This is a genomic window from Opitutus sp. sgz309028, from assembly GCF_059821195.1.
Window position 1 is genome coordinate 1 of record NZ_JCAMRR010000002.1, and the last position, 24,279, is coordinate 24,279.

Below are 24,279 nucleotides of genomic sequence, written 5' to 3' on the forward strand. Positions count from 1 at the left end.
GGCACAGTGGCAGCCCTCGTAAAACTGCCTCGTAGCTGTCACAACTATGCCAGACGAGCGTTCGTAGTCGTCACAACTACGACTCGTCTACGAGGCAGAACGTCGGACGCTTACGAATGTTTCGAGTTCTGTCTTTGACTTCTCGCTTGAAGCGCTTTCCGCGGAGGGAAGCGGACTAGTCGCAGCAACAAGGAGGACGATTCCAACAATACGGAACTTCATGGGACAAATCAGTGAGTTGAGCAGAGGACACCTTAACCCACCGCGAGCGCAGCCGAACCGATCACGCTCGCAAAGCGAGCAGACCAATCCAGAGCGCGGGCAGAGAGCGAAAGCGGGGTTGAGCAGGACGGGCTAGCTGACATGGGCTGTTCTTTCGGCGGCATCACGGATCGCATCCACGAAACTTGCAGCCGCGCCGATTCGTGAAACCTGAATCAATTCGTTAAGGCCGGTTGTGCTGCGCAGGTGCAGCTCCTCATACCGCGCGATCGGAATGCTCGGATTATCCTTAAACCTTCGGTCGGGCCCACCTGATTTGTTCACGTATCGGAACGTGCTCCCCACCACCTTTGCGTCTCGGGGGACTCCTTCAGATTCAATAAAGTTTGTTTCATCTATGACCATATCGATCGAGGCATAGCCAAGGGCTCCGACCTTTTTGCCGTCTACGATTAAAATAACGTCCGGCAGGAAGTGCAGAGTCTGCCGCCCTACTGGTATGCACGGGACCGGGATATTAGCCTTCACCGACTTAGGTAGCCTGAAGCCAAGCTGAACATGTTTTCGTCCTACGACTGAATTCGCACCCGCGTGATACTTACGATCGCGGACCCCGACCTTCCCCGCCGCACTCACATGCCATGTGCGAGCAACTGAGGCTAAACTTTCGAAAGCGACATGCATCCGCTTAAAGCGCTCTTCTTCCGCATCCTCAAAATCATACATTAAGACACTCGTTTTTCGCTGCGCATCCCAGATACGGGCGGCAATGAACGCAGTGAGTGCAATCGCTATGATAATCGCGGGGCTAAATTTATCGTGGGTTGCCCATAGCGTTCCAGCTCCTGCAATCGCGACAAGCGGCGCAAACGGCCATTTCGCGGCATTGGCGTTTATCTCGGCTAACAGAGCAGCCGAGGAACCGTCGACCATGGTGGCCACATCCCCGCTCTCAATCTCGTGCATGACTGGGCCGTGTCTCTTTGAGGGCTCAACAACTTCGGGCCTAAACGGCGCTGCATGCCTGGAGGACGGCACAGACTGGCGATATGAGATCCGGCCGCCGCCAACTCTGATATAGTTACCCCGTGGGCCGCTCCCCACGCGAAAGCCGGGAAGACCCGCGGATACGCCCACACCCGACTGCGACAAACTGAATCGCAGCAGGCCAACGCGAATGCTCGTACGAATGTAGAATCCCATCGACGCGCGTGCGTTTAATAATACGGGAACAGTGAGTTGAGCGGAGGACGACTTCACCGACCGCGAGAGCAGCCGAACCGATCACGCCAGCGAAGCTGGCAGACCAATCCGGGGCGCGGGCACAGAGCGAAAGCGGGGTAGAGCAGGGCGGGCTCACGAAAGCTGGAGGAGCGCAAACGCTGGCCATCTGCGTCTGCGAAAACCAGCCAAAACTTTGCGCCTTTCTTGTTCTCTTGTTCAGCACCCCGCACCTTTGGTTTTCGGATTTAAGCGCGAAGACGCCAAGCTGGCGAAGATTCGCGAAGGAAAACAGAGGGCTCTGGACTTGGCTTGGCCTTCAATCTCGGAGCGAAGCGACAAGCGCCGGTCCGGGCGCGCAGTCGGTGCGGTCGGCTCGTCTTCGCGGATCGACCTTCGCGATCTTCGCGACTTCGCGCTTAGTCCGACTTGGATTTTGGATTCAGCGCAAAGACGCCACGGGATGACCAGGCATTTGCCAGCCCGGCTTGGCACGAGGAAGAACTCCGGAAAACGGAAGCTGATTTTGCAGCCGGTCGCATCGAAGCGCTTGATTGGGACCAGGCGAAAAAGGAACTGCGTCGCCAGTTCGAATGAGAGTCAGGGTTCTTCGTTCGGCACTCGAGGATCTCCGCTCTGCTCGCTCCCATCACCGGAGCGGAGGACGCGGTCAGTCCCATCGCACAACATCAACCACTATCAGCCTCGGCCCACTCTAGCGCCTCCACCGCTCCTCCCCCGTTCAATGCGGTCGCGGAAAAAACCACTCTGAAATAGATACTGTATTGCCGATCAAGTCATTGGCGCTTGGATCAATTAGCTCCGTCTCTCTCTTGGTGAGTCGGTCGCAGCACCCCGACTGAACTTTCTATTTCAGAACGATGGCGGATCCTTCGGAGAAGATCTATAGACTATGGGACGAGTTGGCGGACCTGCCCTTGTCCGATCGACGAGGCGCTATCGAACTGCTCTTCAGCCGAGTCTCCGAATGGATCGGGGCCGACGATGCCTTCTGGATCGGCATCACTCGGGTTCAGGACTCCCCGCATGCCGATAGCGACGCCTTGTATGGGTGGCGTCTGCGCACGGCCGAGTGCTGGATCATGCGGCCGGAGTATAATCAGGAATTCATCCGCAAGGTGCTCGCGCACATGGAGCGCGATCCGGGCTTGAGCACACGCAAGGTCGTCGAGGAGGCGGGACGTTTTCGCAGCTACCGGCTGCACGACGGCTTCATCGACTTCGAGGTGTTTCGCGCCACGCCGCAGTATCAGATGTATTTCGAGAAAGGCGGCATCACCGATCGCATCTGGTGCGCCTTTCCGGTGAACCGCGACGCGGAGTCGCTGTTTTGCTTCGACCGCATCCGGCGGGAGGCGCGCTACACGGCGGGGGATGCACGCCTGGTCGAGCAGACCCTGCGCGGCCTCAAGTGGTTTCACCGTCAGCTTCTGCTCAACCACGGCCTGCTGGTGGGCAACACGCCGCTCTCGCCGGCGCATCGTCGCCTGCTGCCCCAGCTGCTCTCGCGAAAATCCGAAAAGGAAATCGCCGAGGCGCTGGGCCTGAGCCGCGCGACCACGCACAAATACGTGACGGACATCTACCGGAGTTTCGGCGTCGGCAGCCGGGCGGGGCTGATGAGCCTGTGGATGGGCGGGGTCTGATCGCGGGGCCCCTGCTATTTAGCAGGGTAGGCGGGTTTTGTGGGTTTGGGTAACGTCTTCGAAGACCGATGATGGAACGTTCCCAAGCACGGTGGGGCGAAACCGCCACTCCCACCATTGACCCGGCACACACCGCCTCCCGCTGGAGCACTTCGTTTTCGAGGATCCGATCCGTTGCCAGATTGTGGGCGGCGCTCTCCCTTCTCCTCGCTTGGTTGCCTCACCTCGCCTCCGCCCAGGTCACCGTCGAGGGAGAGGTTTACGGCTCGAATCCCTTCACGTCACCGGCGTGGGACGTCGGAGATATATTGGTGGTTGGAGGCACCGAATCGGACGGGCGCCTGACCATCAACAGCGGAGGGGTTGTGTCAGGGGTGATATCAGAGGATGCGGGGTTTTTGACGTTTATGGGACTAGCCAGCGGCGTATCAGGCGTGATCGATGTGAATGGCGGCACCTTTCACAGCTCCGCGATCTCTGTCGGGGGCCCAGGCAGCGCCACGCTGATCGTTCGCAACGGTGGGACGGTCACGCTTCCTTTTGACCAGGCTGCGCTCTCACCGGACTTCCTCCAGTCCTTCATTTTCGTGGCAGCGGACCCGGGTGCCACCGCCTTGCTCCAAGTCATCAACGGGACGCTCAATTCAGGCGAGAGGCTTGATATCGGGTATATAAATGGGAAAGGCACCTTGGAGATCTCCGGCGCCAGCGTGGTGACCAGCTGGCAGGCGAGGGTGCGGGACGGCGAGGCGCATGTGAGTGGTGGAAATTGGAACATCTCCGACTCGCTCAACCTGATGAAGGGCGGCCTGATTGATATTTCCGGGGATGGTTCAGTGAAGGCATCGATCTTTTACGGTTCCGGGAAACTGAGGATCCGGGATTCGGGAGCGTTGTCGGGCACGAACCTGGCATTGGGGGGCGTGATCGACATTTCAGGAAACGGTTCGGTGTCGGCCTCAAATCAGCTAACGTTCAACACCAACAGCTCGGCTGACATATCCGGGAACGGTTCGATAAGCGCACAAACCATCACTATCGCCGGAGAAACGACGGTCCGGGACTCGGCCACGGCGTCGGCCACTACGCTGGAAATTATCGGGGACGGCACCTCGGTTGACCTCTCCGGAAACGCTTCGGTGGAGGCGCAGACCATCTATGCCGAGGAGAAACTGGTGGTCCGGGATTCGGGTATGTTGTCCGTCGGCACCCTGGTGATCGATGGCCCGACCGAGGTGAATGGTGGGAGTGTGAATGTCAGCGGAAGTGTCGCCATCGGTTCCAACGGCAGGACCGGCACCCTTACGATCAACGATGGCTTGGTCGCCACGGGGAAATCGGTGTTTTTTGGCTGGGGCTCGGGATCGCACGGCCTGCTCCAGCTGAACGGCGGAGTCCTTGCCACGAGTGATCTGATGGGGTCGTCTTCTTCGCCGTTTCTCGGCGGCGGGACCGAGGCCATTCGGTTCAACGGAGGAACGCTCCGGCTCTCCAAGTCGGTGTCCGAGCTGTTTCCAGAATTCGATCCGGGAACGGTCACGCTCGAAGCCGGCGGGGGGACCATCGACTCCCAGGGCTTCAACGTCAGCACGGCCTCCTACGGACTGAGCGGCCCGGGTGGGTTGATCAAAAAAGGCACCGGCAGATTGAACCTCGGCGGAGCCAACACCTATGCCGGAGGCACGACGGTGAGCGAAGGCACGCTGACCGTCACAGGATCCGTCCAGCACCCGGACAGCGCCTTCACGGTCGGCGGCGCTCTGGCGATCAATGGCGGCACCGTGACGGCCTCGACGCTCACCGCCGCCGGTCCGGCGTCGGACACCGCGACCGTTACCTTCAACGGCGGCACTCTGCGGCTAGGCGGCAACCAAAACGACCTGTTCAGCGGGTTTGCCGCCGGCAACGTGATCTTGGGCGCGAGCGGCGGCACCATCGACACCCAGGAGTTCACCGTGATCAGCGCCGTGGAATTTGGCGGCGCCGGCTTGTTGACCAAAACGGGCGCCGGCACGCTCATCCTCACCGGCGCCAACCCCCACGCTGGAAGCATCACCATCAACGGCGGCGTTCTTGAACTTGGCGTGGGCGGCGTGCTCTCCACCGAAATCGTCAACAGCGCCACCCTCCGCTTCAACAGTTCCGCGGCGTCCATCTTCGACGGGACGATCAGCGGTGACGGCGACATCGAGCTCGTCGGTTCCGGCCCCGTCACTTTCTCCGGCGTCAACACCTACACCGGCCGGCTCGAACTCGATCCGGGAACCACCCTCCGCTTGGAGAATAACGCCGCCGCCAGCACCGTCGCGATCTACGTGAAGGGCGCCACGGTCGACTACGCTGATGGGCTCGTCATCGCCAACCGGGTTCATCTCCTGAGCGGCGATTTCCACTCCGATAACGTCGCCGCCAGACTCAACGTGGACTCGGGCACGGCCACCCAAGGCCATATCTTCGATGGCGCGTCCGATGGTCGCGTGGAAAAGACCGGGGCGGGCACTTTGGTCCTGACGACGTCCAATACGATCGGTGGCGGCGTCATCCTGAGCGGCGGCGTCCTCTCCTTCGGCGCCAGCAATGGCTCGCTGGGGGGGACCGACGGCACCCTGACCTTCAACGGTGGCACCCTTCGCTATACGGGCGCGGGCTACGGCACCCCACGCCCGACGAGCGTCACCGCCAGCGGCGGCAGCCTCGAGGTGACCGACGTCGGTTCCACCTTCTCGTTGTTTGGCGCCCTCTCCGGCTCCGGCACCTTTACCAAAACCGGAGCCGGCACCGTCAACCTGGCGGGCACCCATAGCGCCTACACCGGCGCGGTGACCATCGAGCAGGGCCGCTTCCAGCTCCCGGCCTCCACCACCTCTTGGGCCGCCAATGCCTTCTCCGTTGCTTCGGGCGGCGAGCTTTATCTCGCGTCCCGCAGCTCCGGCAGCTACGAACTCGGCTCGCTCTCCGGGACGGGCGACGTGACGCTCATCGCGAACTCCGGTGTGGTGACCAACCTCACCGTCGGCGCGAACCACACCGACACCACCTTTGCCGGCACGATCGCGACGAGCGGGGCGGGCACGGGCTTCTTGACCAAAGTCGGCACCGGCACCCTGACGCTGGAGGGTCCCAACACCTACACCGGCGCCACCTCCATCAACGCCGGCAAACTCGTGGTAAACGGAGCGTTCGCCAGCTCCTCCGTCGCGGTCCAATCCGGCGCCACGCTCGGCGGCGTCGGCACCTTCGGCGGCCTCGTCACCATCGCCACCGGCGCCACGCTGACTCCCGGAAATTCTCCCGGCACCCTGACCTTCGAAGGCGGGCTGACGCTCGACGGCGGCTCCACGCTGGAGTTTGAGCTGGGCACGTTCAGCGACCTGATCGAAGTCACCGGCGGCACGCTCACTGGTGCGTCCGACGGCGCCGTGATTCTGGATATTTTCAATTCCGGCGGCTTCGGCGACGGCACCTACACGCTGTTCACTTTCGCCGAGAGCGTGACGCTGACGGATTTCGATCTCACCGACTTTGTCTTCGGCGACACGATCGTCGGCTATGACTACTCGCTCGAATTCGTCAGCAACGCCCTGCAGCTCACCGCCGTCTCCGCCATCCCCGAACCTTCGACCTGCGCCACCTTCGCAGGGGCATTCACACTCGGCTTTGCGGTGTGGCATCGTCGCCGCCGCGGCGCAGCAGGAGCCGGACGGGATCGGAAACACCCGACTTGCGGGTGACGCCGGTCGCGCCTTTCGGATTTAAGCGCGACGACGCTCAGCGGGCGAAGCTTCGCGAAGAAAACCGAAGAGGGTTTTGATCCTTCGTCTAGAGCCTTCTTCCCCCGAGCGAGGCGACAAGCGCCGGGCGGCGCGCGGTCGGCTCGGCTTCGCGGATCGATCTTCGCCTGCTTCGCGACTTGGCGCTAGTCCGACTCGGAATCGGAGTAAGCGCAAAGACGCCAAGGTGGAGAAATCTCGCGAGGACAATGCGCGCCTTCCGCTTCGCTCCCCTGCCACTGAAATTGAGTCGGATAGGGTAGCGGCGGTCGTCCCGACCGCCAGGTGCGCCCGCTCTCCGAGCCGGCCAATCCATTCGGGGCGCGAGTCACGCAGTCATTTAGATTGCCGGGCCAAAACGAGACGGGGAAGGGCGGCTGTCTTTTGGTCTGAACCTTCGGGAAGCCTTCTTGAACGGTTCGGGGAACCTTCGGGTAGCCTTGGACGACGCGATCGTTTGAGCTCCGCCGCAACATAAGCGGTTAATTTCCGAAAACACTACATCGCCTCCGGACGCCACCCCCAGCCGCGGGGGCACGCCTGATCGTAACGCTGACGCACCGCGGGATCGGCTGGGTGAAATCAAGGCCTTTTGCCGGCCTCATATCCTTGCGCCCGCAAAGTGGGTCTGGCCTCGGACCGCTCCGGTCCCGTCTGTCGCTGCTCTACTGCATTGGCTTGTCGAGGACGTGATCACTCATAGCCTGGCCGGCGTTGTCCGTTCAGCCTCCAGCGTCTACCGCCTACTACGCCGCCCAAATCGAGGACTTCGCTGTGGCCGAGCCCCGCGAGGTGATCGGGGACCTCGTTCTACACAGCAATTTTGCGGTCGAAGAGACGCAGCGCGAGGCTTGGACTCACGAAATTGGGCTTCTCCAGCGTAGCCTGGCGGGAATTTCGGGCCGGGTGTTCTTCGAGTTTGTGGTGCCACGAATCGGGAGCCGGATTGATGCGGTCGTCATCACCGGTCCCGCGATCTTGGTCCTGGAGTTTAAGGTCGGCGCAAAGTCATTCGAGCGAGCGGCCAGAGATCAGGTGTGGGATTATGCGCTGGATCTTAAAAACTTTCACCTCGGCAGTCGTGACGCGGCCATCATACCCGTCCTGATCGCGACCGAGGCGCCGTCTCATTCCACAAGCTTTTTGTCGCACGCGGACAGGGTGTATCAACCAATCGATAGTAATGCTGACGACCTGTCCAAACTCGTTCAGCAGGTGACGCGCGAGATCACTGGTCCAACGATCGATGCCGAGGCATGGGCGCGGGCTCCTTATCGTCCAACGCCAACCATCATCGAAGCGGCGCAGGCGCTATATGCGAACCACTCGGTCGAAGCGATAACCCGTAATGATGCCGGCGCTGACAACCTTGCCTACACCTCTGGCGCGGTTGAACGAATTGTCGGTGAAGCGCGTGCGAAACGATTTCGCGCGATTGTCTTCATCACGGGCGTGCCCGGTGCCGGAAAAACGCTCGTTGGACTGAACCTCGCGACGAAGCGCCGCGATTCGGCGTCGCCGACACATGCGGTGTTTCTCTCCGGCAACGATCCGCTGGTGAAAGTGCTCCGGGAAGCGCTCACGCGCGATGAAATCAAGAGACTGCGCACGCGTGGGGTTCGCACGTCGAAGAAGGAAGCCGGTCAGCCAATCAAGAGCTTTATTCAGAACGTTCATCATTTCCGCGATGAAGGTCTGCGAACGGAGCTGCCGCCCACCGACCATGTCGTTATATTTGACGAGGCGCAGCGCGCATGGAACACGGCGATGACAGCCGACTTCATGCGGCGAAAAAAGGGGCGCCCTGATTTCAATCAGTCTGAACCCGAGTTTCTAATTTCCTATCTCAATCGGCATTCGGATTGGGCGGTGGTCGTCTGCCTCGTTGGCGGTGGGCAGGAGATCAACCGCGGAGAGGCCGGAATTTCGGCGTGGCTCGACGCGGTCCGGGAGAGATTCTCGGAGTGGCACGTGTATGTGCCCTCCAATTTGATGGGCCCTGAGTATCAGGCGGAAACGGCGCTGGATCGATTAGCGGCTCACGCAAGCGTATGTTACGATGAGAAACTGCATCTTGCGGTCTCCATGCGTTCCTTTCGGGCGGAGAAAGTTTCGGCCTTTGTACATGCGTTGCTTGAATGCGAAAAGGAGCGGGCCCGAGACCTCTACCGGGCCGTGCAAGCGGCATATCCCATCGTTGTTACCCGTGACATCAGCCGCGCGAAGGCCTGGGTGAAGAGCCGTGCTCGTGCCAGTGAACGCGTCGGAGTGGTTGCCTCGTCAGCCGCGCATCGGCTGAAGCCCCATGCCATCGATATTCGCGTGACGGTGGATCCTGTGCATTGGTTTCTCAATGGCGACGATGACCCGCGTTCCAGCATGTACCTCGAGGACGCGGCAACCGAGTTTCAAGTGCAAGGCCTCGAACTCGACTGGGCCTGTGTCACGTGGGATGCAGACCTGCGCCTCGTTAGCTCTGGATGGGAGTATCACGCTTTTGTCGGTGCCAGATGGCAGCGTGTGAAGAAGCCGGAGCGTCGCCGCTATTTGAAGAATGCTTACCGCGTGCTTCTCACCCGTGCTCGGCAGGGGATGGCGATCTTCGTGCCGCCTGGAGACGCGGAGGATGGGACCCGTCCGCCATCATACTACGACGACACGTTCCGCTACCTCTCCGGGCTGGGGCTGACCGTGATCTGAGTTCGGTTGAACGAGCTATTTGCGCTCACCCGCGGAAGAGACATCACATATATCAAAGTCGGCGGGACTGATCCCGGTCCAGTCTTCCTCAGGATAGATTGTCGAATTGCTGAGCTCGCCCACCAAAATCCAGTCCTCGTGAGCGGCTCGCTGTAATTCGTCACGAGCCGAGTTCCTGATCAATACTTCGTCATCGCTGAAGGCTGTCTGCCCGAGCAGGGCCGCACTCACTCATACTTCGGGCAATTCCTGTCCGGCAAAGTCGCCGTGGCCCCGCGCCCCTCGCCACGCCTGTAGCGGCACCTCAGAACGGATGCTGTCAAAAGTCAGACATGACCCCTTCTACCTGGCCTGGATGTTGGATACGAGGCGCGACGCCTTGTCGTGAGATACGAGTTTTCTCCGGCGTGAACGACAACGTCACGACGACGTGTGCACAGAGTCGAGCCACGGTGCGGAGTCTGCCCTGCCGGCATCGGTCCGATAATCTCCAATGATTTTCAGACTGACTGTTCGTGCGAATTTGCTCCACGAAGGCTTGCCAAGGTGCGTTTGGAAAACTCTTTCCCCCCCCGCATGAATCATGGCACCTCGCGCAAACTCCTCCATCTCGGCATCGGTGTTGCGCTCTTTTTGACAACCCATTGTTTGTCCCACGCCCAAGCTGTTATCACTTGGGGGACTCCAACTTTCATCAGCGGGGACGCAGACGTCGCTCCCGTCGACACGCGACTCTGGGCCTACAATTTCGGCAACGCAGCCGTGAGTCCGGTGGTCAATGGCGTCACCTTCACGGGCTACGACGCGTCCAACACCGGCAATTCCGATTTTACGCTCACCACCGTAGGTTCGTCCATTTACCACTTCCCGAACTCGTTCGGCAACGCCGGTGCCTTTTACACCGCCCTGAGCAGCGGTTATCAGGACCTGCTGCGTTCCGCGACCTTCTGGTCGGGAGATGTCTCCGATACCCAGACGATGACGCTGCTCAACCTGATCGCCGGCGCCACCTACCAAATTCAATTCTGGGTCAATGACTCGCGTGCCAGCTACCATAACACAGAAATCGTCACCTTCTCCGACGCCCTCACCGACGGCAACAGCGTCGACGTGCGCTACAGCAACAACGGCGCCACGCTTGGGCAGTTTGTGACCGGAATATTCACCGCCGAGGACACGACTCAAGTGATCAACCTCGGCCCTTACAGCCCGCAGATCAACGCGGCGACTCTCGGCACCATCGCGATTCCGGAGCCCTCGACCTATGCTGTGCTTGTCGGCGCGCTAGCGCTCGGCTGGGTGGTGCTCTGCCGCAGGAATAAACAGGGCCGCTCCAATGGGGGGCAGGCCGATAGCTGTTAATTGCTAAGTTCGCGCCGGCGGCATTTAGCGCGTCGTTAACCGCGGCAACCACCGGCGCGCTTTGTTCAGGAACGCGAGCGAAGCGGGCGCGTTTCTGTCGGCGCTGGAGAGGCCGTCGAGATCTTCAGCTGGCGACTCACGCCTACCCGATCATACGGAACCATCACCATTTGGTTGGAGGGCAACCGAAGGGGTCATGGACCGCGGCGCGCGGTCGGTTCGCTCGATTTGGCTTCGCGGATCGATCTTCGCCTTCTTCGCGCCTTCGCGCTTAGTCCGACTGGAAGATTGAATTCAGCGCAAAGACGCGAAGCTGGCGAAGTTTCGCGAAGGCAACGATCACCGTGGGGTAAGTTAAGAGCTGTTTCGGAATTAAGCGCGAAGACGCGAAGGGAGCTAAGTTTCGCGAAGGAACCAGAGGGCTCCTGGACCTTGGTTTGGCCTTCCCCACGGGAGCGAAGCGACAAGCACCGCCGCGGTGCGCAGTCGGTTCGGTCGGTTTGGCTTCGCGGATCGATCTTCGCGTTCTTCGCGCCTTCGCGCTTAGTCCGACTGGAAGATTGAATTCAGCGCAAAGACGCCAAGGTGGCGAAGGACACTCCACCTGAGCCGCTTTGAACTACGGCGTCGTTTCAGGGACTACGAAGGGCTTGGCTGTCGTCTTGCGCGAAATGCAGCACGCGGCGGACGGCGACATGCGCCTGAGGCTCTTCCCAAACGAAATAGATACCGTAGGGGAAGCGATCGATGCGAGCCAGCCGGTGGAGTGGACCGCGCAATCGGAAGATCTGCGGCATTCGGGCGATCAGGTGCAGTCGCGCTTCGACACAGCGGAGGAACTCATTTCCGAGGCCTGCACTTCGCGCCTCATACCATCGAAACGCTTCCCTCAAATCGGCCTCAGCGCGCGGCGCGAGGGAAATCGTATTGGCCATGCCTTAGGCTTGGCCGACGATGCGCCGCTTCACGTTTTCCCACGAATCTCCACGTGATGGATCCGACACGTAGCGCTGCGCATCCTCAGCAAGGACAGCATCGTGCCAAGCGGGCGGTTCGACAGCGTTGGACTCCCGCGCGATCTGATTCCAAAGCTCCTCGACCAGGAGGAGTTTCTCCGCCGGCGACAGTCGTTCAATCTCAGCGGCGAGCGCAGCGTTCATGGGGCGAAAATGTGATGCGGATGCGACGGGAGGCAAGGAATTGGATTGAGCGCGACGACGCTAAGAGGGCGAAGCTTCGCGAAGAAAATCCAAAGGGCCCCGATCCTTGGCTTGGCCTCCCGCCCCGGAGCGAAGCGACAAGCACCGCCGCGGCGCGCGGTCGGTTCGCTCGGTTTGGCTTCGCGGATCGATCTTCGCTTTCTTCGCGCCTTCGCGCTTAGTCCGACTGGAAGATTGAATTCAGCGCAAAGACGCCAAGCTGGCGAAGTTTCGCGAAGGCAACGACCACCGTGGGGTAAGTTAAGAGCTGTTGCCGGGCTAATTCCTGCAGTCCAGTAAAGTCGCCGTAGCCCCGCGCCCCGCTCGCCGCCGCCTGTCACGGCACCTGAAAACAAATGGTGTCAAAAATTCAGACATGACCCATTTGGGTCTCCTCTTCTTGCGCGCGATCCGAACCTTCTTCTGGATCGACCCCTCGTCCGGCTGTTTCGCATCCGCTCTGATTCAACTCATGAAAAAATACCTTGTCTGCTTTGTGATTGTTTTTGCCGCAGCGTTCGTCGGCCAAGCCGCAACGCTGACGTTGCGGGCCGACTCACTGCCGGGACGTTGGAGCGAGGCTCGGGCAAATGCCTGGGCCGCTCAACAAACCTTGCCGATCGGTGCCAACTACGTCCCGCGTTCGGCGATCAACCAGCTCGAAATGTGGCAGGCGGAAACGTTCGATCTGGCGACGATCGATGAAGAGTTCGGCTGGGCGGCGGAGGTGGGCATGAACGCGATGCGCGTGTTCTTGCACGATATTTTATGGGAGCAGGATCGCGACGGGCTTCTTAAGCGGATGGATCAGTTTCTCGCGGTGGCGGATCGGCACGGGATCAAGATCCTCTTCGTGTTTTTCGACGGCGTGTGGGATCCGCATCCTTACGCGGGCGCGCAACGGCCTCCGCGGCCCCACATCCACAACAGTGGCTGGGTGCAGTCGCCTGGCCGCGTGATCCTTGGCGATCCGGCCAGGCAGGATGCGTTGAAGGATTACGTGCAAGGCGTCGTTCGGCGCTTCAAAGACGACCCTCGCGTGCTGGGCTGGGACCTTTTCAACGAGCCGGAAAACCCGAACCGGGACAGCTACGGCAATATCGAGCTGCCGAACAAGGCCGAGTGGACGCTTTTGCTTCTGGAGAAGGCGGTCACCTGGGTGCGAGAGATCGATCCGTCTCAGCCGCTCACCATCGGGGTCTGGCTCGATTACAATGGTCGGAAGAAGAACCCGCCGATGCACCAATTCACGCTGGCGAACTCGGACATCATTACCTTCCACAATTACGGCCCGCGTGACGACATGGCTCGTGAGATCGCCGAACTCAGAGCGGCCAGCGCGCGGCCGATGTGGTGCACGGAGTATATGGCGCGCGGGGCGGGCAGCACGTTCGATCCGATTCTCGGCGACCTGAAGGCGGCTGGCATAGGCGCGTTCCACTGGGGTTTGGTCGAGGGTAAGTCGCAGACCAACTATCCCTGGGAGAGCTGGACCAAAATGTATACGGAGGAACCGAAATTGTGGCATCACGACGTGTTTCGCGCGGATGGCACGGCCTACCGGCAGGACGAGGTCGACTACATTCGCTCGGTCACAAAGCACGCACCCTCGATCCGGTAAACCAGACTGCGCGCGGTCAGGGACAAAGGGGGCAGGCTGTTACTTGTTGATTCTGGTTTTTGGCTTTCGGACCTAAGCGCAAAGACGCGAAGGCGGCGAAGCTTCGCGGAGATAATCCGCGCTGCGTCGATTAACGCAGCGCCGCTGTCCCAGTGAACGCGCGACGCGCCTGATCGACGGAAAACAAAAGACCGTCGACGTCACACCGTCGCCGCACATCGGATGCTGCAGCGTGGCGGCGCCAAAGGAGTCGCAAGGGGTCAATTCTTGGCCTGCCTTCAACACCGACGCGAAGCGACAAGGGCCGGCGGCGCGCAGTCGGTTCGGTCGGCTCGGCTTCGCGGATCGATGTTCGCGATCTTCGCGCCTTGGCGCTTAGTCCGACTCCGAACTCGGATTAAGCGCAAAGACGCCAAGGTGGCGAAGTTTCGCGAAGGAAACCAAAGGCACGGATCCTTGGCTTGGAGTTCCGTCACCCGAGCGAGCGACAAGCGCCGTCGGCGCGCAGTCGGTTCGATCGGTTTGGCTTCGCGGATCGATCTTCGCCTGCTTCGCGACTTCGCGCTTAGTCCGACTCGGCATTCCGATTCAGCGCAAAGACGCCAAGGACGCGAAGTTTCGCGAAGAGGGATCCACCGTGCTCGCATAAATGTAACGCTGGAGCGAACGGCGCGATCAACCCTCGGTGTTGGTCGACCTGTCCCGGCGTTGGCCGTGTCGTCGTGGCTTTTCTGCTCCTGATACGAATCGAAACGCCCCCTTATGGTTGTTGGTCCAGCCACGCGATTGCCGCTGCGAGGTATTCGTCGCGGCCTTCCTCGATGCCACGTCGGGTCCGCGCCACCGGCACGTCGGGCCGAAAACCCGTGCCATAAAACACCGTGCGGTCATGCTTCCGCACCTCCATCGCCGTCCACATCACCCGGAATCCTCCCGGCAACGGAATGAAGCTCGCGTTGCCGTTGCAGCCTGCCGTCGCCGCCCCTACGAGCGTCGCCAGTCGATAGTCGGCCAGCATCGCCATGCAGGTCTCGCCGTAGCTCACCACACTTGGTTCGTTGATGAACACCACCTTCCCCCTGAATCGCGGCGCCTTCGGCTCGACCGGCCAAGTCATCTCGATGTAGCACCATCCGACTCGGTTCGGCTGCGTGACCTTCGGGACGAGCATCGGTGACGCCTGGATACGTTGGTCGATCAGGTGCGGAATGACGTCTGCGTGCACCTGCAGTTGTTTACCGTTCGGATCGGCGGGCGGTCGCCCGCCCCAGCGCCAGTCGAAGATCACCCCGCGTGCCGCCGCGAGCTGAGGGAGGTGTTCCTGATACTCCGCCGGCGTCACCGTGTAGAGGTTTACGTAGAAAATTCCTGGCCTCACCTCGCTGCACCCAGGGAATGCGAACTCCTCGACCCCGCCTTTGAAGAAATACCCGCGCCGCTCACGACGCCGCGGCAGCTCCATGGAAACCCGCTCCGCACCGCGTTGCACGATGACTTGTGCTGCCCGTCCGATTGGCCCTTCGCCAAACTGGTTCAACGCGCGAAACTCTCGCAGGTGTGCTGACCCGGGCGTGATTTCCTCCAGCGCGCGCAACGCGTCGTGCGCCGCCAACCCGTCCACGCTCAATACCACGTCGCCCCGCCGCACCGGCGCCTCTGCTTCCGCCGCGGTCACCACCACCGCGCCCTCCGCTCGCGTCACCCGCCAGGATAGCCCGCCGAACTCCTCTCCGCGTCCATAAACATAGCCATGGCCGTCGCCCGTTCGAGCGATCATCGCCGAAAGCGTGCGATAATAGTCTTCGCGAGTCTCGCCGCATAGCGCGGCCTCGAGCGCCGGTCGCAGCGCTTCCCGCCACCCGTCGCCTTGGAGATAGGGATGGAAATGTTGAAAAGCAGTCCACACCGTGACGACGCCGCTTACCCGCAGTCGCCAGTCGTCCACTCCGAATTTCGCTACGTCGATCTCGGCTAACCGGGCCTGCAACGCGGTCGCTTCCTCGTGGTTCGGTGCCGGGGTGCGTCCCGCCTCGTCAGTTGGCAGTGCCGTCGGCATCGTGATCCATAGCCCGCCCGGCAGTGGCTCCGCAATCGCTGGCGGCGGCTCCACCGGGGTGAACAGCGGCTGCCGTTCAGCGAGTTCTCCACCGCGGACCACGCGTCGCCGACGAAACGGGCCGGGCTGGTCGGTCAGTGAGAGCCCGGCGTATTGCCAGAACGTCAGCAGCCCCGAGCCTGCGACGGCCTTTCCATCGGTCGCTGCGGCGCGCTCCTCGGCGAACTGCAGTTTCAGCCCTGGCGCCAAGGGGCCAAACACGCGCTCGAGCGCAATCTTGAGTTCCGACGTACTCCGCGCCGCGCGTGCCGCCTCGGCTCCGACGATCACGACGCGATCCCAGTCCGCGGCCGCCGCCTCGTCGCTGGGTGAAAAGAACCGGACATAGCCGGCGACTTCCGCCAGTGTGGTGAGGTGATCGATATCACGGGGCAACGGCTCCGGAGCCGTTGCCGCGCCGAGGCTGGTGACCGCTGCGGCACACACGCTGGCGGCGAACGGGAACGCGCGGGGGATGGACATAAGAGCGGTGAGCCTGCGACCGGCTTTTATTACAAGAGGTCCGTGAAAAGACTTCGTGTCGCGCGACGCGCCCGCTGCTTGCCGCACCAGGGCTTCGGCGCGGGAGCGAAGTTTCGCGAAGAGGCACCCGTCGCGTTCGTATAATCATCACGCTGGACGAACGGCGCGATCGTCTCCCTGTGCGTTTGTCGACGCTCCCGCCGTCGCTCAGCGCTTGATTGTACAACTTCAAAAGGTCTTCGACCCTCCGGGCAGATAATCCCTGAGCAGCTATGCTTCCTCGATCCTGGCGTTTGGCGTAATGAAGAACGCACTACCCTTTGATGCGCGTTGCGCGGTCGAGAGCAGTTCGGGAAACACCTTCGCAAACTTCCATGCCTGATCCCAGAACGACAGATCGATCTAGCCCTTCTTCAGGAAAAACGTGGTGTGCCCGGCTTCCTGCCATCCTGGTCCTGGAACTTAAAGTCGGCGAAAAGTCATGGATTATAGACGATCTGCGTGGTGATATTCACTCCGTCCTGTTCGAGTGTCGCTTGGTTCGCCTTCGCCGGAATCAAGTTGCCGTGGGAATCGCTTCCATCCGTGAACAGCAATTTGCTAAGTCCCGCCACTTGGATCGGCCGCCTGTTTGGCTGGAGCAGGCTCCCGCCAGTTACGCGAACGTCTGATGCCGCGCCAATTTCGATAACAGGCATGGCATCGTCGTAGGCGGAAATATCGCCAAAATATACAGGGCCGTGGAACACAACCGAGGGGGCGTAGATGCCGGTCCACCCCTTGACGGCGAAGAACGCCGTATTGGCGGCCCGTATGCCGCCAAATTTGCCATTGTTGCTCGATATCGCGATAAAAGCCACATCTGCGATACCGTCGTAGTTCGTTGTCGCATGTCCTTGGAACAGGGGGCTTCCGTTTTTCTTGGGATCATTTGTCAGGCTTGCGACCTGCAATATGTTGAATGCTCCGGTGGGATCAAAAGCCGTAGCGCGGCCAACGGTAAAAATAGATACATTGGTTCGCTCGTCGGCGCCGGTAATCACGATCCCCGCGTGACCTTTAGTATAGGCCACGGCTTGATTATAGTTTACGGGGCGGGCTGGTGGAGCTGCTATCTCCAGAACCAATGACAATGTGCCGGGTCCGCTAAATTCAACTTGCACGATGTCGTCATCCATATCGACGAACGAAATTCGCGTGATTTGATTATTGGAGTAGTCGGCCGTGATCACGGCCGCTTCCCCCTGCAGAAGCACCTGATCGAAGGTTTTGCCATTAGGGTGAAGAATATCCGCACCGATTTCCTCACCAAAACCTGCCACCTTGGCGGTGGATGTCATACCGATGATGGCGGCCCGGCTGTCAATGGAGGTCGTGCCGTTTGTAGCTCTTGCGCTGTAAAGCCCTGTTTGCGCAGGTTGTATATTGGTTAAAACCAGAGATGAGCTCTGCGCGCCTGCAATATCACGGCCATTCCGCCGCCACTGAAGCTGTGTTGCTCCGGACGCGGCCGCGTTGAGCATCAGTGTGCCGCCAATTCCTAGCGCGTGACTTTGCGGGCTTGACTGAAAACTGAGTGGGAGCTCGGACGAGTCGGTAAGGTCAGGGACTCCGTCCCGATCTGAGTCATTTGCATCCGTCAAGAGAAACGCATATCCGGTGAAATCGGCCCAATATGTTTCGGGGAGCCCGTCGTGCAACTCGAGACCTCCCCGATATACGTTGCCGCTGCGTGTCAGATTTCCGGCTTTGACGCGATATGTTCGTCCATCGTTGCCAATCGCATCAAAGGCGGCATATGCCATTTCATTCTGGTCTGTAGTCGTAAAGGTTGTTGACCCTGAAATGGTGCGACTGGTGTCGCCGGCATTTTGCAGGGCAAGCGAAATCGTATTGATGGCACCGCGCTCATACAATGCGCTACCTTGGTAACTCAGTACACTATAAGCCCCGGTGACCGAATTGATTTCTCCAGCGGAATTTTGTGTGGTGGCTTTGTAGGTTCCGACTCCCGAGTTTACGGCGCGCGTGAAGTTGATGCTGATCGAGAATGTCAGGCCCGCGGCCGCGCTGTAGCCTGAGCCGGTCGCATTGAAGTTGCCCGGACGATCGATTTGGAGAACGTCCGGGATGGCGTTTCCGTCGGCATCGCCCGGCGGGACGGCAATGGCGTAAGAGCCGTAGTCTATAGCCATGAGCGCTGTCACTTGCCCATAGCTACCTTCGTAGATTCCGTTGGTGTTCAGTCGGGGACGAAGTTCGCCGCTTACGATGTTGCCGTTAAAAGTGTCGATCAACGGGAGACCGGCGGCCCCGTTGAAAGTAGAGTAGTAGGTCGTGACGTTTCCCAAGCTCGGGACGAATATTGGTGAAGAGGGAAGCAACTGCACGGCCCGGGAATGGACGAGGACCTGCGCCGATTTTGGGGCCGCTTGAAGTGCACCAACGAACGTGATGCAGCAGATGCCGATCCGAAAGATTTTGGATGAGCTCATGCTAGTGGATAATCAGCTGAGTTGGGGTGTTGAGCGGAGGACACATTCACCGAGGCAGAAACGAGCAGGACGAACTCGGCGGGTGATGCCGGACGGGGTCTAAACGCTGGATATTTGCGCAGCTTTAAACCAGCCAAAAGTTTGCGAATGCCTCGATGTTGGTCGACGCGCGTAAGGCTTACGAACTCAAGCGCGCAGACGCGAAGGTGGCGAAGCTTCGCCAAGGAAACTAAAGGCACGGATCCTTGGCTTGGAGTTCCGTCACCCGTGCGAAGCGACAAGCGCCGGGCGGTGCGCCGTCGGTTCGATCGGCTCGGCCTTGCGGATCGACCTTCGCGATCTTCGCGACTTCGCGCTTAGTCCGACTCGACATTCCGATTCAGCGCAAAGACGCCAAGGACGCGAAGTTTCGCGAAGAGAATCATAGCGATCGGCTCTGGGGTCGGGCGTCGTCACCGAAGCGACGCGACAAGCCCCGCTGGCGCGCGCTTGGTCCGATCGCTAGGCAAATGCAGCGCCGCCGCGGAAAGGCGCGGAAATTCGCGGGACACAGGCGGTTTCACTTGTCTGCCGTCGCCACGAAACCGATACCAGCGGTCCCATGCTTCACCCTATTCTCAGGACCTTTGCGACGATCATGCTGGCGGCCGCATTCGCGGTGGAACTCCCCGCGCAGGCGGTGCGGGCGGGCTATCTGACCGGCACGGCGGCGAAGGCGACCGGCGAGCCGCTGGGCGGCGTGCGTATCCGCGTCTTCGGGACGACCGACGCGGGGCAGCGCTCGTCCTTGAATGTGCGCACCAAAGCGGACGGGAGTTTCGCGCTGCGGTTGCCGCCCGGACAGTTCAGCGTCCGCGATGCGAACTGGACGGTGAATCACAATGGGCGGGCGTATTCGCTGCCGCTGTATCTGGACGGAGAGGACAACAGCGACTTCGATTCTACGGAAGGCGCGGCGGTCAGGCTGGTGCTGAAGATGTCGGGAAAAGTGTCGGCCACGAAGAGCGACACGGATGAGCGGGCGTTGTTTGGCGGCACGATCGAGTTGGAGTTCATCAACTCGGACGGCACCGATGCGAGCAGCCTGCCGGAGAACGCGGTGTTGAAGATCGAGCTGACGCCGCGCGGAACTTTGATGGATGGCGCCCCGGCGCGAACGCTGAACTACACGAAACCGTTGAACTGGCAGCGGACGAGCCGCTTCATTCTCGATGTCCCGCTGGCGGACTATGAGGCCAAGGTGATGCTGGACGCAGGCGGCGCAGCGGTGCCGCTGCTGGTGTCGAGTCGCGAGGTGGTTGGCGCGCAGCTGAAGACGCCGCTGGCCAAGGCGGCGCCGGTGACATTTGCGCCGGCGTCGGGCGACGTGCCGCTGATGAACGGGAGCGGCGTGGTGAAGTCGGTGCTCCAAATCGTGATTCCGGCGAAAGGCACGGTGAGCGCGGCGGGCGTCGCGAATGCGACGGGCGCGGCCGGAGGCGGCGCGGGAGAGTGGAAGGTAGGCGACCACGTGAACGTGCTGCGTTCGCCGATGCTCGGACAATGGCACGCCGGACGGATCCGCGCCGTGAAGGACGGACTTTATTGGATCAAATTCGATGCCTTCGCGGAGGAGCAGAACGAGTGGGTGGACGCGTCGCGCTTGAAAGCGCTGTAAGCGACAGGCCGACAGCGGCTGCATGGAGAAAACCCTCCGAAGCAGCCGCGTTAACAAACCTCTATATTCTATATCGCGCTCGGCGAACTCGCGGTCGACCTGGTTTCGCGCGTCATCCGCTCAGGCGGCCGCCTGTTTCAACAGGGCGAGGGCAGCCGTCCGCGCCGACGCAGCGGGCGCGCTCGAACGCGTGGCGTGCGCGGCGACGATCGCGCCGTCGATCCATAGACTCACCGCGCCGCCAACTCGGCGGGATGCCGGACGCCGGCTGTTTTGACGATCGAGGTCGTGGCGTTTGAATGGAATTGCGCCAAATTCATCACGCCGCGCTACACGCGACAGGAAGTCGAGAGGTCCTCGCGCCGCTGCGTGCGCGGATCTGGAACGACAGTTGATCGAAAAAACCAACCTGTAAGGAGACGTTTCACATGAAAATCGCCCTGCTTGGAGCCACGGGATTCGTGGGCTCGCACCTGCTGATCGAGGCCCAGCGCCGCGGTCACGCCATCACCGCCATCGCTCGCCGCGTCGAATCGATACCGGCCTCGCCCAACGTGACGCCGGTCAAAGGAGACCTGACTCGCGAAACGGAACTCGCAGCAATCTTGCGAGGCCACGAAGCCGTGCTCAGCGCGACCAAGTTCCTCCGCACCGATGCGGCGGCGCTGATCCGCATCGTCAAAAACGCCGGCGTGCCGCGGTGGCTCGTTGTGGGCGGCGCGGGCAGTTTGGAGGTCGCCCCGGGGGTCGCGCTCGTGGATACCCCGCAGTTCCCGCCGGAATACCGGGACGAAGCACTGGCGGGCCGGCACTTCCTCGCCACCCTGCGCGAAGAGCAGGAACTGGCGTGGACGTTTCTGTCGCCGTCGGCGTTACTGTTTCCGGGCGAACGCACCGGGCATTATCGCGTCGGCGACGACCGGCTGCTGGTGAACGATCGCGGCGAGAGCCGGATTTCCGTTGCCGATTTCGCCGTGGCGATGATCGACGAACTCGAAACGCCGCGACACATTCGGACCCGGTTCACGGTCGGAGAATGAAGCACGTAGCTTAAGCGCGAAGACGCGAAGGGGGCAAAGTTTTGCGAAGAAGAGTAGATCCTTGATTCGGTTCGCTCGGCATGGCTTCGCGGCTTGCAGCTTTGCGCTAGTTCGATCGGAAAGGGCTTAAGCGCGAAGACGCGAAGGGGCGAAGTTTCGCGAAGAAAACCAAGGGGCGCCGATCCTAGAGTCCGGAGTCCAGAGCCTAGCGCCGAGAGCTTAGGGATCAGACCCTGAACTCAAAACCCAGAACCCAAAACCCAGAACCCAGAACCCAGAACCCAGAACCCAGAACCCAGAACCCAGAACCCAGAACTCGCCGCGGCGCTCAGCGCGGCGGCATCGGCTGGGTTAGGCTGAACCAATTGCCCGAGTCGTCTTCGAGGATCGCTTCGATGCCGTAGGGCCGGCGTTCGGGCGGATGGCGAAACGTCACGCCGCGGGATTTGAGTTCCTCGTAGGTCTTCTCACAATCCGCTGTTTGAAAGACACCCGCGCCGAGCTTTCCCGCGGCCATCAACTGACTGAATTTTTCACGGATCTCGGGCTCGTCGTCGAACATGGCCGCCGGATCCAGCAGCGCGATCTCCAGATCCTTCTGCTCGGGGGCGCGCACCGTCAGCCAGCGGAACGTTCCGAGGCGAACATCGTTGGTGACGCTGAAGCCGAGCTTTTTGGTATAAAACTCACGTGCGGAGTCCTGGTTTTTGACGAAAACGGTGGTGTGAGAAAGGCGGGCGATCATGGCAGGGGAGTGGTAGGGAGCTCCGCAAGACTAGCACAGGCGCCCACCCCAATACTTCTCGAAAATTGCGATTTTGTATCGGGGCGCATCGCCGTGAGGAAACAACCGGGGATGAACAACGGCGGAAACTCCAGACCCATGGTCCAGTATCTCCGCCGACGCGTGCGATAAAGGCGCGGCGTCATGCCAACGTGCCGCGCAAACAGCGCCGAAAACGAGCCGAGGCTTTCGTAGCCCACCGCATCGCAAATGGCGGTGATGCTCAGGGTGGTGTCCGCGAGCAACTGCTTGGCGCGCTCGAGGCGCACCTCGATCGCGCGCTGGTGCGGGGTCTGGCCGAACGTGGCGCGAAACAAGCGCAGGAAATGATATGGCGACATGGCCGCGACGCGTGCGAGGTGCGCCAGGGTGGCAGCGCGGCCGGAAGATTCTTCAATCAGCCGTGAGGCCGTGAGCAGCCGTGTCAGCCGAGGGTCGTCGCCCGACAGGCCCGAACTCATGCGACGCAGCGGTGGTGACATCGCGCCCAACGAAAGCACCGGTCGCCGAATGTCGAGCGAGGTTTGGCCGCCAAGCCGGCTGGGCTGAGTGACGCCGGAAGTTCAGATGCGGCGGTCGAAGTGCTCGCGCTACCGTGCCGCGACGGGGGCTACGGTGGCTTTGGACTGAAAGTCGCGGACGAAGTTGAAGATGAGGTCTTCCACCAGTTTCGCCGGAGCGTCGCGCAGCGACGTCGGCTTCACCCCTTCGAGGGGAGCGTCTTCGACGCCAATTACGGTATGAAGCGCGTGTTTATATTCTCCGGAAAACGTCGCCGCGCCGTTCTCTTTGTAGGTCGCCGTCATAATATAGCGATCGGTGACCACCGACCCGGCGAGTCCGAACGTCAGGCCGGTCACAAAGCCTTTCTTCATGGCTTCGTCGGTGTCGCCGATGTTGTTGATTTCGATCTCGAGGATTGCCGCGTCGGGAGCATCCGAAAGAGCGAAAGCCTTCGATTTTTCCAACGCGGCGGTCACTTCCTTTGTCCACACCTTGGTCGCTGCGCTGTTGGCTTTTCGATTGGTGAGCCCGGTGACGATCAACTTCACGGGCTTCGGATCGGCCGTGGCGGCAACGCTGAGCGCCGGCGCACGATACTGCGGATCGAGATAAACCTTGGGGATTATGCATCCGCTCAGAAGGAGCATAAGCGCCATGACCGGTGCGAGACCGAGCAGGCGAAGCAGCGGCAGGGGCTTCATGAAAGAGGTGCGCTCAAACACGGCGGGAGCATCCGGGTCATGGCTGTGATCGTCTTCAGGACGATGCCGTGGCCTCGGTCGTCGCAGTGACCGCCGCCGGATTTGCCGCCTCCGCTTTTCCCTCAGAATTTTCGCCCAGCTCGGGTTTGGGAACGTCTGCTACAGGGGCCGCTGCCGGCGGCCCAGATGGATTCAGCGGCGTGAGCTTCACTTGGACCGAATCCTCATAGTTCGTCGCCTTGCCCGTCGCTATATCCACGCCGACACCAATCAAGCCACCAAAAATGATATTGCCGAAGGTCATTCCCGCGACCGATTTATCGAGAGGGAAGATTTCCGATTTATAGCCGACGAGATCATATTGGATCATCTGTTTCTTCCGGCTGCGCTTCACCATGAGGGTGGTGGGCGTCGTTCCCCGCGGGATGCCGTTGATACTGATCGTCGCCCCTTGGGGATCGGAGCTGAATGCGACCGGCTGGCTGTCGTCTTTAACGATCGTGGCGCAACCGGTGAAAAAGCAGGCAAACGTGCCTGCGGCGGCGAGGAACAGTAGTTTACGCATAGAAGCAGTGAGTTGAGCAGCGGACACTTTCGGGGCCGTCGTTCAGGTCATGACGGATGGGCGCGAGTCGCGCGTGGTGCGCCTGGAAATCGAAAGCAGGCTAGAGCGGGGCGGGCTCAAGGGGTGAAGCAGGATGCCTATAAACGCTGTCGACCTGCATCTGTGATCACCAGCCAAAACTTTGCGATTTTCT

The 24,279-nt window shown here is 60.9% G+C and carries 17 protein-coding genes and 1 pseudogene; 8 read left to right on the forward strand and 10 right to left on the reverse strand.

Annotated features, from left to right (window positions below; genetic code table 11):
• Window positions 1-354 precede the first annotated feature (354 nt).
• The gene (locus AC6RV7_RS06025) at window positions 355-1,188 is read right to left on the reverse strand and encodes a hypothetical protein (RefSeq protein ID WP_500094205.1); all 834 of its coding nucleotides are present in this window, start codon (window positions 1,186-1,188) and stop codon (window positions 355-357) included.
• Between the two features lie 90 nt (window positions 1,189-1,278).
• Window positions 1,279-1,425, reverse strand: a pseudogene (locus tag AC6RV7_RS06030) (DUF4236 domain-containing protein); the annotation flags it as partial.
• 447 nt (window positions 1,426-1,872) lie between these two features.
• On the opposite strand from AC6RV7_RS06030, the gene AC6RV7_RS06035 reads away from it, so the two are divergent.
• The 5 genes from AC6RV7_RS06035 to AC6RV7_RS06055 all read left to right on the forward strand — a co-directional run bounded on the left by AC6RV7_RS06035 (window position 1,873) and on the right by AC6RV7_RS06055 (window position 10,942).
• Window positions 1,873-2,040 (forward strand): addiction module protein, encoded by a 168-nt coding sequence (locus tag AC6RV7_RS06035; protein WP_500093013.1) that lies wholly within the window; start codon window positions 1,873-1,875, stop codon window positions 2,038-2,040.
• 284 nt (window positions 2,041-2,324) lie between these two features.
• Window positions 2,325-3,110 (forward strand): helix-turn-helix transcriptional regulator, encoded by a 786-nt coding sequence (locus AC6RV7_RS06040; protein WP_500093014.1) that lies wholly within the window; start codon window positions 2,325-2,327, stop codon window positions 3,108-3,110.
• 68 nt (window positions 3,111-3,178) lie between these two features.
• A complete protein-coding gene (locus AC6RV7_RS06045; RefSeq protein ID WP_500093015.1) occupies window positions 3,179-6,841 on the forward strand; it encodes a beta strand repeat-containing protein in 3,663 nt (1,220 codons plus the stop codon).
• 813 nt (window positions 6,842-7,654) lie between these two features.
• On the forward strand, window positions 7,655-9,580 hold the full coding sequence (locus tag AC6RV7_RS06050) for a DUF2075 domain-containing protein (protein WP_500093016.1): 1,926 nt from the start codon (window positions 7,655-7,657) through the stop codon (window positions 9,578-9,580).
• A gap of 576 nt (window positions 9,581-10,156) precedes the next feature.
• A complete protein-coding gene (locus AC6RV7_RS06055; RefSeq protein WP_500093017.1) occupies window positions 10,157-10,942 on the forward strand; it encodes a PEP-CTERM sorting domain-containing protein in 786 nt (261 codons plus the stop codon).
• Between the two features lie 632 nt (window positions 10,943-11,574).
• On the opposite strand, the gene AC6RV7_RS06060 is transcribed toward AC6RV7_RS06055, so the two are convergent.
• Complete coding sequence (locus tag AC6RV7_RS06060; RefSeq protein WP_500093018.1) at window positions 11,575-11,877, reverse strand: type II toxin-antitoxin system RelE/ParE family toxin; 303 nt, start codon at window positions 11,875-11,877, stop codon at window positions 11,575-11,577.
• A 3-nt stretch (window positions 11,878-11,880) separates the two neighbouring features.
• Window positions 11,881-12,102 (reverse strand): addiction module protein, encoded by a 222-nt coding sequence (locus AC6RV7_RS06065; protein WP_500093019.1) that lies wholly within the window; start codon window positions 12,100-12,102, stop codon window positions 11,881-11,883.
• 511 nt (window positions 12,103-12,613) lie between these two features.
• On the opposite strand from AC6RV7_RS06065, the gene AC6RV7_RS06070 reads away from it, so the two are divergent.
• Window positions 12,614-13,762: a cellulase family glycosylhydrolase gene (locus tag AC6RV7_RS06070; protein ID WP_500093020.1), complete on the forward strand. Its 1,149-nt coding sequence runs from the start codon at window positions 12,614-12,616 to the stop codon at window positions 13,760-13,762.
• A 760-nt stretch (window positions 13,763-14,522) separates the two neighbouring features.
• On the opposite strand, the gene AC6RV7_RS06075 is transcribed toward AC6RV7_RS06070, so the two are convergent.
• A complete protein-coding gene (locus tag AC6RV7_RS06075) occupies window positions 14,523-16,340 on the reverse strand; it encodes a S41 family peptidase (RefSeq protein WP_500093021.1) in 1,818 nt (605 codons plus the stop codon).
• A 479-nt stretch (window positions 16,341-16,819) separates the two neighbouring features.
• A complete protein-coding gene (locus tag AC6RV7_RS06080) occupies window positions 16,820-18,835 on the reverse strand; it encodes an immunoglobulin domain-containing protein (RefSeq protein ID WP_500093022.1) in 2,016 nt (671 codons plus the stop codon).
• Between the two features lie 601 nt (window positions 18,836-19,436).
• Here AC6RV7_RS06080 and AC6RV7_RS06085 point away from each other — a divergent pair.
• Window positions 19,437-20,492 carry a carboxypeptidase-like regulatory domain-containing protein gene (locus AC6RV7_RS06085; RefSeq protein ID WP_500093023.1) on the forward strand — a complete coding sequence of 352 codons (1,056 nt, stop codon included), beginning with the start codon at window positions 19,437-19,439 and terminating at the stop codon, window positions 20,490-20,492.
• A 428-nt stretch (window positions 20,493-20,920) separates the two neighbouring features.
• Window positions 20,921-21,532 carry an NAD(P)-dependent oxidoreductase gene (locus tag AC6RV7_RS06090; protein ID WP_500093024.1) on the forward strand — a complete coding sequence of 204 codons (612 nt, stop codon included), beginning with the start codon at window positions 20,921-20,923 and terminating at the stop codon, window positions 21,530-21,532.
• A 328-nt stretch (window positions 21,533-21,860) separates the two neighbouring features.
• Here the strand turns inward: AC6RV7_RS06090 and AC6RV7_RS06095 are convergent, their stop codons facing one another.
• From AC6RV7_RS06095 to AC6RV7_RS06110, 4 genes are all read right to left on the reverse strand, one after another.
• On the reverse strand, window positions 21,861-22,277 hold the full coding sequence (locus AC6RV7_RS06095; RefSeq protein ID WP_500093025.1) for a VOC family protein: 417 nt from the start codon (window positions 22,275-22,277) through the stop codon (window positions 21,861-21,863).
• The gene (locus AC6RV7_RS06100; protein ID WP_500093026.1) at window positions 22,274-22,777 is read right to left on the reverse strand and encodes a helix-turn-helix transcriptional regulator; all 504 of its coding nucleotides are present in this window, start codon (window positions 22,775-22,777) and stop codon (window positions 22,274-22,276) included. Before AC6RV7_RS06100 ends, AC6RV7_RS06095 begins: the two co-directional genes overlap by 4 nt.
• Window positions 22,778-22,906: 129 nt before the next feature.
• Window positions 22,907-23,542: a hypothetical protein gene (locus AC6RV7_RS06105; protein ID WP_500093027.1), complete on the reverse strand. Its 636-nt coding sequence runs from the start codon at window positions 23,540-23,542 to the stop codon at window positions 22,907-22,909.
• A 34-nt stretch (window positions 23,543-23,576) separates the two neighbouring features.
• Window positions 23,577-24,086 carry a PEGA domain-containing protein gene (locus AC6RV7_RS06110; protein WP_500093028.1) on the reverse strand — a complete coding sequence of 170 codons (510 nt, stop codon included), beginning with the start codon at window positions 24,084-24,086 and terminating at the stop codon, window positions 23,577-23,579.
• Window positions 24,087-24,279: the final 193 nt, after the last annotated feature.